This is a genomic window from Bacillus sp. FSL W8-0640 (assembly GCF_038007725.1).
Taxonomy (GTDB): domain Bacteria; phylum Bacillota; class Bacilli; order Bacillales; family Bacillaceae_G; genus Bacillus_A; species Bacillus_A cereus.
In genome coordinates this window covers 3,264,682-3,278,582 of record NZ_JBBOXT010000001.1, presented here as the reverse complement: position 1 = coordinate 3,278,582, position 13,901 = coordinate 3,264,682, and the positions used below count along the sequence as shown (strand labels likewise).

Genomic DNA, 13,901 nt, shown 5'->3' with positions numbered 1-13,901 from the left:
CATGCTGAAATTGTGTATTGTTATGACATATGTCATAGTGGAAGAAGAAAATTTTGATTACAATGGGGATGAGTTGTAAAGGTGGGGAACTATGAAGAAAGTATGTAATTCTATTAAATTAGCAGAGTATATAAAGCAAAATAATATTGATTCATTTTTTAGTCATGATATGAAGCCATATATGGAACTTATATTTTTTAAAAAGAATGAGTTTATTTGTAGAGAAAATGAAGAGATAGATTATTTATATTTCTTTGTTGAAGGAAAAGCGAAAGCGTTTAACACATTAAGTAACGGGAAATCGGTATTATTATGTTTTTACGATAGTTTGCAGTTACTTGGAGATGTGGAGTTAATTCATTCTCAAAGAATCACTTCAAACGTACAAGTGATGGCAGATTCGTATTGTGTGGGTTTACCTTTAGGAAAGGTGAGAAATAAGCTATTTCATGATGCGAAATTTTTAAGATGTATTTGCGGATCATTGGCACATAAATTAAACCGACTTTCCAAAAACAGTACAATTAATTTATTGTATCCGCTTGAAAATAGACTTGCGAGTTACATGTTAGCAGCAGGAGAACGAGCAGTTCAGCATGAAAATAGAATTGTGTTTAGTGGGAATTTAACGGAAATAGCGGAGTTGTTAGGAACGAGTTATCGGCATTTATTACGTACTTTGAATCTCTTTTGTGATAAAAATATAATCAAGAAAAACAATGGTTGTTTTGAAGTAGTGAATGTAGAAGTTTTGAGGGAATTGGCTGCAGATGTTTATAAATAATATATTAAAGTAGGGATTAAGATGAAAATAGCTATAATTTCAGATATCCACGGAAATAGTCACGCTTTAAAATCGGTATTAAAAGATATTACACGTCGCAAGGTCGAAATGATAATAAATCTAGGAGATAGTGTGTATGGGCCGTTAGAGCCTTTAGAGACAATTGAAATATTAATGAGTAGCGAGATGATACATATTAAAGGTAATTGTGATCGCATGCTTTGGGAACCTATACAAGAGCAATCTGCTACACTAACTTTTGTTCAAAATCAATTAACAAATTATCATATAGGTTGGTTAAAACAACATCCTTCACAATTTATTGTAGACGATATGTTATGTTGTCACGGTACGCCAACTTCAGATGAAGTGTATTTGTTAGAAGAGATGAATGAGAATGGTGCAATATTAAAGAATGAAAAAAATATAATGGATCAACTCCAAAATATAGAACAAAAAATAATAGTATGTGGTCATACACATATTCCTAGAGTTGTTTATTTAGCGAACGGAAAGATCATTATAAATCCAGGAAGTGTAGGACTTCCAGCATACAAAGATGAGTTACCTGTTATGCATAAAATGGAATCAGGAACTCCGCATGCAAAATATGTAGTGATAGAAAAGGTTTTGGGAGAATGGACAATTGAACAAATTTCAGTTCCTTATAATTGGGAAGAAGCTGCTAGATTGGCTGTTCAACAAGAAAGATATGACTGGGCACAGGCGCTAAAGACTGGGGAGGTAGAATGAAGGAGCGTTTACTTTATGGTCAACTGGTTTTGTTCAAAATTATAATTGGATTGAAATTGAACAGGCAGTGAATGAGAAAGGATTTCCTAATCATATAAAGGGAATCAGTCCAGTAAAAGGATTGTATTATATCGGTTTACCATGGCAATCTCAAAGGGGTTCCGCACTTATTTGTGGTGTAGGAAAGGATGCAGCGTATGTACTTTCTGAAATCAAAAAAATAGATCAGTAGCGATAACTACTGATCATCCATATGTACATGAATTAGGAGAGGTCAAACATTTATTAACTTTATTATAATAGATTTTTACGGAATTAAAAACTGAAAATTCAAATTTAATGTTGAGAAAGTTTTTTGTATCGAAATATATGAAAGAATAGGGATTTTTATTGAAACAGAAAAAGATATTTCTATTTTAGTAAATTATGATATAGTCTAAATAAGTGTGTTTTTCCATAAATGTAATTATTTTCATTTTAGTTTTGTTTATATGAGGGAAGGAGAAGTAATTATGAAGTTTGATGATCAACGCTTATTAGGAGTCCGATTAGGTTCTGTACTTGTGACAGAGGAAAATCAATATTTAGTAATTAAGAAAAAAGATCATTATGCACTGTTAAATATACATAATTTAGAATGCACACATGTTGAAGTGCAGTTAGAACATTTGGAAGAAATGTTGCGGGAAGATTTCCAAGAAAGTATAACGGAGATTATCGCACCAGAACATATAAAAATTGTTGCGAAAAATGTTATATAGATAAAGAAGCTGGAAGGAACAGCTTCTTTATTTTCATTATTAGGATAACGTTTTTACAACCTCACCAATGATCCCTTCCATTTGATGAACACCTAAATCGGAATTGGTCATAATAACAGCACCATTCCCGCAGTATGGATAACAAACCATCATACATTGAAATCCGACGCCCCATCCGAGTGAATAAATCTGTAATTCTTCATTAGAATCATCTAGAAAAACACCTAATCCAGTCCATTTTGAGCAACCTTGAGGAGAAATCATGTCTAGTACAAATTTTTGAGAAAGTTTTAGTTTGCCCTTTCCTTGTAAGGAATGAATGATTTCAATGACTAAAGCTGATAAGTCAGTTGGTGTTGTCCAAATGCCTGAAGCAGCTGCGAATGGATAAAATGGAAATCTCTCATTTGTTACAGTTCTATCTTTATTATGTCCGCAAGCAAAAACATCGGTTTTATCTATGTCTTTTGGAGAGAAAAGTGTACTATTTTTCATTTGTAGTGGCTGGAAGATATGTTCTTCTAATAACTGATTAAATGATTTTCCTGTAATATCTTCTAGTAGTAGCTCGATTATACAAAAGTTTGCGTCCGAGTAATGAAATTCACTTTCTGGTTTATAAGCTACTTCTATAGGTACGGGGCAATATAGTGTTTTACCGGAAAGGAGTTCAGACATATTAGGTAATCCTTTTGCAGGTGTATAATGTTCAAAACTATTAGGTGGATCAATGAGTCCAGATTGATGGCTTAATAAGTTTCTCAAAGTGATACTTTTTTGTGAAGTAAATAGATTGGTAGGAATGTTCCAAGATGTGAGTTTATCATTTACGTCTTCATCTAAATATACGATACCTTGCTCTGATAATGTTAGTACGAGCATTGTAGTGATGAATTTGCTGATAGAGCAAGAATTAAAGAGAGAATTTGTAGTAACAGCTCTAGTTGTTCCAGCTTCAAGTGTTCCAAAGGCAGTCGCTTCATCTAGTTTGCCATTACGTATAACAGCGAGGCTTAAACCTGCAACGGAATATTGGTTCATTTTCTCGTATATATTGCTAATTTTTAAGTTCATGGTGACTCCTTTCTTTAAAGACAGAATATTATTTTTATTATACAGTAGTAAAAAAAAGAAAACACTTCGTAATTCACCAATGAAGTGTTTTCTTTTTTAGTTAGTTTGAAGTGAACTTTTGAAAAAATTTGTCTCGGTACATGTACATAACCCATGAGATTGTTATTAAAGAAATGATGATTTGTTTGTTTTTAATTGTTGCATTGAGAACAAGCCAACCAACTATATCAAATAATAAATGTAGCACGATTGAAAGAACTACAAATTGAAGTAACGTATTTAAAAATCTTTTCATAAAGCGTCCCCCTAAAATAATAGGTTGTATTAACAGTTTGATATAGTGGTATTATACAGTAAATGTGTCCTGTGGTAAAATTTACATAAGTTAGTGAAATAAAATAAATGAAAGTTAGTAAGGGGGAACATTCATGGAATTCTGGATGGTTATACTGATATTAGCCTTTGGTTTCATTTATATCGCTGAAAAATTAGCTACAATTGAAAAGAAAAATGATGCGCGTTTAAAGAGAATTGAAGATAGATTACAATTAATTACGAAAGAAATGAGAATTGTAGAAAGAGAACCTGAAATTAATAAAGAACTACGCCAGCTTGTAGAAGAAGGCAAAAAAGTTACAGCAGTTAAGAGAGTAAGAGAAGCTTTTGGTTTTTCCTTACTAGAAGCGAAGCAATATGTTGATAAATTATAAAAAAGATCATCCATTTGGGTGATCTTTTTCACTGCGCCATGCGTGTATTTACATAAGGGGCGATAATAAAGTGTCCAATTATATGGAACAAACATTTGAGATGAATTGTCTAATATAGGTAATAACTATTTAGCTTGAAAGAAAGGGTTGATAACATGAAAAAGAATACGTTGTTAAAAGTAGGATTATGTGTAGGTTTACTAGGAACAATTCAATTTGTTAGCACAATTTCTTCTGTACAAGCATCACAAAAGGTAGAGAAAACAGTAATAAAAAATGAGACGGGAACCATTTCAATATCTCAGTTAAACAAGAATGTATGGGTTCATACGGAGTTAGGTTCTTTTAATGGAGAAGCAGTTCCTTCGAACGGTCTAGTTCTTAATACTTCTAAAGGGTTAGTACTTGTGGATTCTTCTTGGGATGACAAATTAACGAAGGAACTAATAGAAATGGTAGAAAAGAAATTTCAGAAGCGCGTAACGGATGTCATTATTACACATGCGCACGCTGATCGAATTGGCGGAATAAAAACGTTGAAAGAAAGAGGCATTAAAGCGCATAGTACAGCATTAACTGCAGAACTAGCAAAGAAAAATGGATATGAAGAACCGCTTGGAGATTTACAAACCGTTACAAATTTGAAGTTTGGAAATATGAAAGTAGAAACATTTTATCCAGGGAAAGGGCATACAGAAGATAATATTGTCGTATGGTTACCGCAATACAATATTTTAGTTGGAGGCTGTTTAGTGAAATCTACGTCCGCGAAAGATTTAGGAAACGTTGCGGATGCTTATGTAAATGAATGGTCTACATCGATTGAGAATGTGCTGAAGCGATATAGAAATATAAATGTAGTAGTGCCTGGTCATGGAGAAGTAGGGAACAAAGGATTACTTTTACATACATTGGATTTATTAAAATAAGAAATTGTAGAAATACAAAAGAGAGGAGAAATAATTTTCTCCTCTCTTTCTTCTAACTATATTTAAATGCTGAATCTGTTGATTACGTCAGCATATATTACTGAGATTTTAATTCCAAGTATACAAATACTAGTACTGTCATAATTGCTATAACAACATAAGTAGCATCAAGCATTATAAGTGTTTTTAAAGTTTCAGTCATCGTAATTCACCCCTGTTATAAAAATATAACATGATCTTTTTATTGATTAGATAAGAGATCATAAAGATAAAATGTATATGAAATTTCTTAAGTAGCTTCTATATAAATATATCATATAAATAATGTAAGTAATGTTAAGATAATGTAAATGTATTGTAAATAAAAAGGTTTACAATAAAGACTTTAATAAAAAATGATAGTTCCTTAAAATGACAAATACGCTCTTCTTTCTATTGAATGATAGAAAGAAGAGCGTATTTTTATGTCTATTTTCATATGTGATGAATTGCAACTATTTGTACATTTGATTCAAAAATTTTTTTCGTTGTATATATTTCTCCAAATTAATTAGCTATTTAAAAGTATCGAAAGATGTGTGTACACTAATGCATATTTTTTAGTGTCAATAAAAATATTATGTCAACAATATGAACTGTCACAAATCTTTATATATTATTGTGATTGATATCACATCACTTTTTTTCAATGGGTATTATGCTTAAGGTGTAATGAATGATTGGGAGAGGGTGGGATGATATGTTTTGTTATCAATGTGAACAAACGCCAGCAGGCGGATGTAAAGTAATGGGTGTGTGCGGCAAGAATGAAACGATTGCGAGTTTACAAGATACGATTGTGTTTGGGCTAAAAGGAATTGCAGCTTATCGCACACATGCTGCTCAGCTAGGATATACGGATGCATTTGTAGATGCTACAACACAAGAAGCTTTATATATGACATTAACAAATTCTAACTTTAACGAACAAGAGCATATTGATATGGCTATGAAAGTGGGGAAATCAGCTTTACGGGTGATGGAATTATTAGATGAGGCACATACGAATCATTTTGGTGTGCCAGAGCCTGTACAAATTACACAAAATCGTGTAGAAGGTAAAGCAATTGTAGTTACGGGTCATAATTTATTTGCACTAGAAGAACTATTAAAGCAAACAGAAGGAAAAGACATTAATATTTATACGCATTCTGAAATGCTACCAGCACACGGATATCCGCAGCTGAAAAAATATAAACATTTAAAAGGAAACATCGGTAAGGCATGGTATGATCAAAGACGCCTTTTTGAAAAATTTACTGGTGCCATATTAGCTACAACGAACTGTGTTATGCCAATTAAAGGCTCGTACTCTGATCGATTCTTTTCATATGACATTGCAGGTTTAGAAGGTGTACAAAAAATTGAAAATGATGATTTTACACCATTAATTCAAAAAGCACTAGAACTTCCAGAAGTACATATGGAGTCGGATGAACAGTTAGTGACAGGGTTTCATCATAATACAGTATTATCATTAGCTCCAGAAATTATTGATGCAGTAAAAGAGGGGAAAATAAAGCGTTTCTTTGTTATCGCCGGTTGTGATGCACCGGGAAAAGGCGGAGAATATTATCGTGAATTAGCAACGTCACTTCCGCCAGAAACGGTTATTTTAACAACTTCTTGCGGGAAATTCCGCTTTAATGATGTGGATTACGGTGTTGTACCTGGTACGGAAATTCCGCGTTACATTGATTTAGGACAGTGCAATAATTCAATTTCTACAGTGAAAATAGCGGCTGCTTTAGCTGATGCTTTCCAATGTGAAGTGAATGAATTGCCAGTAAGTATTGTGCTATCATGGTTTGAACAAAAAGCGGTTGCCATTTTACTCGGGCTATTTAGTCTTGGGATTCAAGATATTCGCATCGGTCCAAAGGCTCCTGAATTTATTTCACCTGGCGTGCTTGATGTATTACAAGAAACATTTGGTTTAAAACTAATTACAAATGCAGCAGAAGACATGGCTATGATGTTATCGTAACGGAAAAGATGTTTTCACTTAATTGTAGCTTTATAAATCATTTGTATGTGTGTGAGTAAACGTACATACAAATGATTATTAATAAAGAAAATCGCTATATCTATAAATTTTATAAAGCTTTTAAAGTGTAACACCACATGCCCATCACCTTAAGATTTTAAGTATCCCCAAAACGAAATTTCTACATGAATATCTATAATTTTACCTCTTTTTCATTTGATTTGAAAATAAGCTTTCTATTTTTAAAAACCAACGATACCACCTCAAATTATATGAATAAAATCCATTCATTTATTAGGAAAATGGATTGAAAATAATAAGGTAGACTAAAAAGTAAAATATTATTTATGATAATCATTCTTTTATAAAATTTAAATTGGAAATAGCCCTACTCATTTTGATTGCGCATTTTCAAAATGGAGGGGCTTTTCTTACTGTAAAATCAATAACTGCAGCTTATTTTGTTGAAAAAATTCTCATTCTTATTTTGAAAGTGATATGGGTACATTTACATGCACATCAATCTTTTATGATGAAGTGGCCCTTGAATATATTATTTTTTATTGACAGACATAAAAATGATTTATTTGCTATATTGATAATTTATAGACGTTATAATAAAATGTTTACGTATATGTAAACTTAATTTATTCTTGTTTGGTTTTATTGTGAGGTTAGGCAGTGTTAATAACAATAAAATAATGAATATATCACCTGCAAAAAGAATGAAACCAATACGGAGAAGATGATTTCGTTAAAAATTCGAAAAATAAGCGTTATTAGCTCTTGAAGAAAAATGACTAGAAAAATTATAAGCATATGGAAAATAGGGTTATACAAAAAGTCCTAAAGGGGGACGGAATTATGGAGAAAAGAAAGTATTCAGTAACACCACAAGATCGAATGAATTATGTATTAGGTCTTTATTCTGCAGATCAACAAATTAATGCAGTTCTTTATTTTCCTGTAGGTATATCAAAGGATATACTTGAAGAATCAGTAAGGATAACGTTGCAATTGCAACCAGTTTTGAACAGCCGGTTTGTAGAAAATGATATTCCTTACTGGGAGGAACATTCATCTGACACTAACTCATCTATTTGCTTTTTTGCAGAAGGAAATAATCAAGAACTTGAAATAATGGCAATAGATTTTATTAAGGAACCTGGTGATCGTATTCAGGGGCCTATGGTTCAAACGAAATTATTACGGGGCACTACAACAGATATGTTAGTTGTGAAATTGTCTCATCTATGTTCAGATGGTGCAGGAGTCAAGGAATATATTAAATTGCTTGGAATGATATATACTCACCTTTCATTGGGACGGTCTAAGAAGCAAATTATAAAGGAATTTGATGAGGGAAATGAGAGTTGTCGAGATCAATCACATGTATTCAAATACGCTGGAATATCGGACATAAAAAGTGCGTATCGTCCTAACCAAGAACAACAGGCATCGTTATGGTCTTTTCCATCTCAACCTAACAAAAATAAATTTCCCCAAATGTCCGTACGGCGATTGAGCCATGAGCAAACTCTACGTTTAACCCAATGGACAAAAGCTCAACAGGCTACCTTGAATGATGTAATCATGACTGCATACTTCCGAGCTTTATCACATTTCACTGTGTATGCAGAACCTCGCACTGCAGAAAAAATGATTGGCTTGACAATTGATTTACGTCGATATCTGCCTAATAATACAACTGGTGCTATTTGCAACTTATCCGGTATGGAAATGCCAGTGATTAAAATGGAAGACGATGAAACATTTAAGCAGACTCTTGTTCGAGTTAAACAATCAATGGATAAAATAAAGTCTCAAAATCCAGGTCTTTCTTCAGCAGCAGGAATGGAGTTACTGGCAGAAATGAAGCTATCTACAGTGAAGGAAATGTATAATCAGCAATATGAACAGGCTGTACAGATGGGGATGGCGTTGCCATTACTGACAAATTTGGGAGTAATCGCTGAGGAACCTATTCAGTTTGGTGAAATTCAAGCTGAGGACGGGTATATGACATCACCTATTATGTATGCACCATTCTTTTCAATGGGAGCAAGCTCTTATAATGGAAGGCTTACATTTACGATCGGTTATCATGCGCCGGATACATCAAAAGAAAAGGTAGAAAAATTTTTAGATAGTGTTGCTAATCAACTATCAGAAATAAAATAAAAGAGAATATAGAGAACAGATTTCTAATAGAATTGTATTTTTGGGGCTCGTATCATGTACGGATAATCTCTGGAAATTTTCTCTGACCGCACTTGCCTTTATGCTTTATATGCAATGGGAATGGTAGGGAGAAACAATTTGTATCGTGAAAAAACAAGATATAACGGTATGAAAACAATAAAGCAGAGCTGATTTAAATTACACTTTGAATCAGCTCTGTTTTACTAGTTTGATGGCCCTTACAACAAAAAAGGAGGCTGTATCCGGTTAGGGTAAAGCGGATTTTTAATTTTTTTGAAAATAAAGTTGACATCCACAACTACTTAGTCATACAATGTAGTTGTAATAAGTAATACTGAATAGTGTGGCTTTACTCAAAAGCTATTCAGTAAAAAATTCGCCTTAGTACTCTGTGATACTGAATATAAGTCAGACAGAATAGGGGGTAAAGGAGGATCAGGACATGGAAAATTTAACTGAAATGCTAAAAGGTTCACTGGAAGGGTGTGTACTGGAAATCATCAGTCGCCGTGAAACGTATGGCTATGAGATTACCCGCCATCTGAATGATCTTGGGTTTACCGAAGTTGTGGAAGGTACGGTGTATACCATCCTTGTACGATTAGAGAAGAAAAAGCTTGTGAATATTGAAAAGAAACCATCAGATATGGGACCGCCTCGTAAGTTTTATTCATTAAATGAAGAGGGCCGCCAAGAGCTTGAATTGTTTTGGAAAAAATGGGATTTTGTATCGTCAAAAATTAACGTCTTGAAGTCAAAATAGGTTCATAAGATAAAATGTTCCGGCCGATACTTTGGGAATTTCTTGTTCGGTTTTATAAAAAAGGAGGAAAATAAGATGTTAGAAATGTTTAAAAAGTTAATTGGTGATAAAAAAGAGTACAAAATGATGATGGCACGAGTTGAGGCTCTGCCAGAGGACTACCAATTTGTATTTAAGAAAATTCAAAACTACATGTGGAATTTCTCAGCGGGTAACGGGATGGATATGTTACACATACAGTATGAATTAATCGATTTGTTTGAAGCTGGTGCAGCAGAAGGAAGACAAGTGCTTGACATTACTGGGGATGACGTGGCTTCCTTTGCTGACGAACTAGTGGCAAATGCTAAAACTTACGTCTCCAAGTATCGTGAAGATTTGAATGAAAGTATTATGAAGAAATTGAGAAAAAAATAAATGGAATAAGTAATACCGACTGATTAGCTGGTTACACATATGAATTGCCACCATAGCTATTCAGTTATATTTTTAGCTTGGTAATAAGTGATACAGAATATCAGTGGTACTAAATAGATAGAGGTAAATAAATTATCTCCGCAAAACATTTTTATAGGGAGGAAAAAAGTATGAGTAATGCAGCGATTTCTATAAAAGGCTTGAAAAAATCCTTTAAAGACAAGGAAGTTTTAAAAGGGGTAGATTTTGAGGTGCAGCGTGGAGAAATTTTCGCGCTGCTAGGCTCAAATGGAGCGGGAAAGACGACAACGGTTAACATCCTTTCGACGCTAATGAAGCAAGATAGCGGTGAAGTAAGTATTTGCGGATTTGATGTACAGCGTCAACCAGACCATGTTCGTCAAAGTATCAGTTTGACAGGGCAGTTCGCAGCTTTAGACGGTATGCTGACAGGGAGGGAAAACTTGATAATGATCGCCAAATTACGTGGTGTTTCCAATCCCGCTCAAGTTGCTGACAATCTACTTGCAAGATTTAGCCTGACTGATGCGGCAAACCAAAGGGCAGATCAGTATTCAGGTGGGATGAAGCGCCGGCTTGATATCGCGATGAGTTTGATTGGGGCGCCAGCAGTTATTTTTCTTGACGAACCAACGACTGGACTCGATCCTGAAGCGCGGATTGAAGTGTGGGATACAGTCAAGGAACTTGCTGATAGTGGTACAACTATTTTGCTTACGACTCAGTACTTGGAGGAAGCAGAACAACTGGCTGATCGTATCGCAATTTTGCATGGTGGAAAAATTATTACGACAGGTACTCTTTCTGAACTGAAAGAGATGTTCCCACCGGCAAAAGTGGAGTATATCGAGAAGCAGCCTACATTGGAAGAAATATTCCTTGCGATCATTGGCAAAAAGGAGGGGATATAAATGAAAAGCAAAACAAGGGTATTACTTGGGCGCTTAATGCGCAATATTATGCGTAGTCCAGATACAATTATTACGGTAGCGATTACACCGATTATGATGATGCTATTGTTTGTATACGTATTTGGTGGGGCTATACAGACAGGAACAGATAACTACGTCAATTATTTATTGCCGGGAATTTTGCTAATGGCTATCGCATCCGGTGTAGCTTACACTTCTGTGCGACTCTTTACGGATGTAAAGAGTGGGCTGATGGCACGTTTCATTACGATGCCTATTAAGCGTTCATCGTTATTGTGGGCTCATGTTTTAACCTCTCTTGTTGCTAATGTACTTACTATCGTTGTAGTTATTCTTGTTGCGCTCTTAATGGGTTTCCGTTCCAGTGCGAATATTCTAGATTGGCTTGCAGTAGCTGGGATACTAGGAATGTTTACGTTAGCGCTAACATGGTTGGCTATCATTCCAGGGCTGACGGCAAAGTCTATGGAAGGGGCGACAGCCTACTCGTACCCACTAGTTTTTCTTCCATTTATTAGTTCAGCCTTCGTACCTACCGAAACGATGCCAAAAATTGTTCGTGTGTTTGCGGAGAATCAGCCTGTAACTTCAATCGTGAATGCGATTCGTGCTCTTTTATATGAAGGAACTGTTGGAAACGATATTTGGATTGCGCTCGCTTGGTGCGTCGGAATTATGGTTATTGCTTGCTTCTTTGCTAGTAAAGCATTTAAACGTCAGCTAGGGTAAGTGAATGAAATCATCCGGAATAATATATTTTTTTGAAAAAGCACGGGAAGATTTTCCGTGCTTTAATAATTCATTCATACTTCGCTTAATTGTAGTAGTTTTAAAGTAAATAGGAGAATAATAAATTGAATACACATGCCTGTATGGTATGTTAACACTTAACTAAAATGACTTGTTAATAAACAGAATATTCCGTGTAAATATAGAGGTTATCGTAGTGATGTGTTATATTTATACTTATAAGGTATATAATGTATAAATTAATCGTTTAGGGGATGAAAAAGGGAGAGGTTCAAATGAAATGGTATTTATATACTCTCAAAAACTATGCGAAATTTAGTGGGAGAGCTACGAGAAAAGAGTACTGGATTTTTACTTTATTTAATAAGGTTACGTTTTGGTCATTAATATATTTGGCCTCTTATTCTTCGTCTGCCTTTTACTTAAGAGCCAATATTACCGTGCTATATATAACAATTTTTATCGTTCCTACTCTGGCAGTGGAAGCTCGTCGATTACATGATAGTGGAAAAACAGGATGGTGGCAGCTATTAAATTTGGTGCCATTTGGAGGAGCGGTTCTACTTGTGTTTTGTATCATTGAAAGTGATGAAGGTGAGAATAAGTATGGACCAAATCCACATTCAAATCTTAAACAAGCAATTTAATGTGTTTATAGAAAACTCTAATATAAAAGGTATGAACTAAAAGTTAGTTCATACCTTTTATATTGTATTATTCATAGAAGCCTCGTTCAGTAGCGAGCGCTTAAACTCAATATTTTGAGGTTTAACTGATCACTGCTTATGGGGAATATAAACATAATCGCTCTTGTAAATCTTTTAATATTTCTTCAGGCATTTCCCTAATTGTAATATCCTTCCCTAGAAAAAGCAGCCAATTTATTATTTCCGTCACTTCATCGGGATTGTTAACATTGATAAAAGTTTTTAAAATGGCTGTGGATTGGTAAGGATTAGTATAAGATATTGAAATTTTTAAAGGATGGTATTTTTTGAACTGGGCAATTGCTGTCGGACCAAGTTCAAGTACAAGGTTAATTGCTTCAGCCATCTTACTTAGTTTTTCTAAAATCTTTTTCTTATTGAGCCTTTTATTCGTCGTGTATGGTTCGATATTGATGAGATCATCGACAGGAAACATTAACTTCTTTTCTTCTTTTAAGTCAAATCCTTCAATAATCCAATGGCTTTTTTCTTGATAAAGGTGTAATAGATAAATTGGATAAGACTTAATTTCTTCATCTTTTTTAATGGTAATCAATAAATGGTTATCCAAAAGAAGGATTTGAATGAGTTTTTCTAACATAGGATGGGGGAGATCAGAAAGCTCAAGTAGATCGGGATTATGAGGATTAGTTCCTTGGAACAGCAAGAGTTGATTTAAAAGAACAAGGTCATCCTGCTGGGTTTCTGAGATGAGTCCTAGTAGTTTTTCGGCTAAAGATTGACGACTCTTTAGGTAGGGAAGTTGTTGATTCCTCGTAGCCATAAAGGCAATAAAAAGAGCTTTCACTTCATTATCAGTAAAGCGAACAACGGGCAGGATAGAATTATGCATAACAAAATATCCACCCGTTCTCCCAACTTCAGCGACAAGTGGCATTCCCATAGCTTCAATTTCTCTAATGTCTCTAATAGCTGTCGATCGTGATATGTTAAATTCTCGTATGATTTCAGAAATTGTAAAGTGAGAGCGGTTGTTAATATATCGCATAATTGTATTGATCCGTTCAACTTTTTTCATTTTGGTCTCCTAAACAGTATCATTTTTTGACAT

15 protein-coding genes and 1 pseudogene are annotated in these 13,901 nt (G+C 34.3%); 13 read left to right on the top strand and 3 right to left on the bottom strand.

Annotated features, from left to right (window positions below):
- Positions 1-91: 91 nt before the first annotated feature.
- From yeiL to N2V80_RS16930, 4 genes and pseudogenes are all read left to right on the top strand, one after another.
- Positions 92-784, top strand: coding sequence for a transcriptional regulator YeiL (yeiL, locus tag N2V80_RS16945; protein WP_000754824.1), 693 nt, complete (start codon positions 92-94; stop codon positions 782-784).
- 21 nt (positions 785-805) lie between these two features.
- Positions 806-1,537, top strand: coding sequence for a metallophosphoesterase family protein (locus N2V80_RS16940; RefSeq protein ID WP_061655006.1), 732 nt, complete (start codon positions 806-808; stop codon positions 1,535-1,537).
- A gap of 13 nt (positions 1,538-1,550) precedes the next feature.
- Positions 1,551-1,769, top strand: a pseudogene (locus tag N2V80_RS16935) (oxidoreductase); the annotation flags it as partial.
- Positions 1,770-2,049: 280 nt separating this feature from the next.
- Complete coding sequence (locus N2V80_RS16930) at positions 2,050-2,298, top strand: hypothetical protein (protein WP_000666948.1); 249 nt, start codon at positions 2,050-2,052, stop codon at positions 2,296-2,298.
- Positions 2,299-2,337: 39 nt separating this feature from the next.
- Here the strand turns inward: N2V80_RS16930 and N2V80_RS16925 are convergent, their stop codons facing one another.
- Positions 2,338-3,372: a serine hydrolase domain-containing protein gene (locus tag N2V80_RS16925; protein ID WP_061654640.1), complete on the bottom strand. Its 1,035-nt coding sequence runs from the start codon at positions 3,370-3,372 to the stop codon at positions 2,338-2,340.
- A gap of 100 nt (positions 3,373-3,472) precedes the next feature.
- Positions 3,473-3,667 (bottom strand): hypothetical protein, encoded by a 195-nt coding sequence (locus N2V80_RS16920; protein ID WP_025117965.1) that lies wholly within the window; start codon positions 3,665-3,667, stop codon positions 3,473-3,475.
- Positions 3,668-3,800: 133 nt separating this feature from the next.
- Between N2V80_RS16920 and N2V80_RS16915 the strand changes: the two genes are divergently transcribed.
- From N2V80_RS16915 to N2V80_RS16875, 9 genes are all read left to right on the top strand, one after another.
- Entirely contained in the window at positions 3,801-4,082 is a 282-nt protein-coding gene (locus N2V80_RS16915) for a hypothetical protein (RefSeq protein WP_061654639.1), read from the top strand.
- Between the two features lie 155 nt (positions 4,083-4,237).
- Entirely contained in the window at positions 4,238-5,011 is a 774-nt protein-coding gene (bla2, locus tag N2V80_RS16910; protein ID WP_044584721.1) for a BcII family subclass B1 metallo-beta-lactamase, read from the top strand.
- Positions 5,012-5,750: 739 nt separating this feature from the next.
- Positions 5,751-7,037 (top strand): hydroxylamine reductase, encoded by a 1,287-nt coding sequence (gene hcp / locus N2V80_RS16905; protein WP_016512509.1) that lies wholly within the window; start codon positions 5,751-5,753, stop codon positions 7,035-7,037.
- Between the two features lie 864 nt (positions 7,038-7,901).
- Complete coding sequence (locus tag N2V80_RS16900; protein ID WP_069604675.1) at positions 7,902-9,218, top strand: condensation domain-containing protein; 1,317 nt, start codon at positions 7,902-7,904, stop codon at positions 9,216-9,218.
- Positions 9,219-9,681: 463 nt separating this feature from the next.
- Positions 9,682-10,002: a PadR family transcriptional regulator gene (locus N2V80_RS16895; RefSeq protein WP_000429488.1), complete on the top strand. Its 321-nt coding sequence runs from the start codon at positions 9,682-9,684 to the stop codon at positions 10,000-10,002.
- Positions 10,003-10,077: 75 nt separating this feature from the next.
- Positions 10,078-10,419: a DUF1048 domain-containing protein gene (locus N2V80_RS16890; protein ID WP_000891986.1), complete on the top strand. Its 342-nt coding sequence runs from the start codon at positions 10,078-10,080 to the stop codon at positions 10,417-10,419.
- 170 nt (positions 10,420-10,589) lie between these two features.
- Positions 10,590-11,351, top strand: a complete 762-nt coding sequence (locus N2V80_RS16885) for an ABC transporter ATP-binding protein (protein WP_061655483.1) — start codon at positions 10,590-10,592, stop codon at positions 11,349-11,351.
- The gene (locus N2V80_RS16880) at positions 11,352-12,101 is read left to right on the top strand and encodes an ABC transporter permease (protein ID WP_061655484.1); all 750 of its coding nucleotides are present in this window, start codon (positions 11,352-11,354) and stop codon (positions 12,099-12,101) included.
- 296 nt (positions 12,102-12,397) lie between these two features.
- Complete coding sequence (locus N2V80_RS16875) at positions 12,398-12,769, top strand: DUF805 domain-containing protein (RefSeq protein ID WP_000872435.1); 372 nt, start codon at positions 12,398-12,400, stop codon at positions 12,767-12,769.
- A gap of 136 nt (positions 12,770-12,905) precedes the next feature.
- Here N2V80_RS16875 and N2V80_RS16870 read toward each other — a convergent pair whose 3' ends face one another.
- A complete protein-coding gene (locus tag N2V80_RS16870; RefSeq protein ID WP_000755060.1) occupies positions 12,906-13,868 on the bottom strand; it encodes a helix-turn-helix transcriptional regulator in 963 nt (320 codons plus the stop codon).
- Positions 13,869-13,901 lie beyond the last annotated feature (33 nt).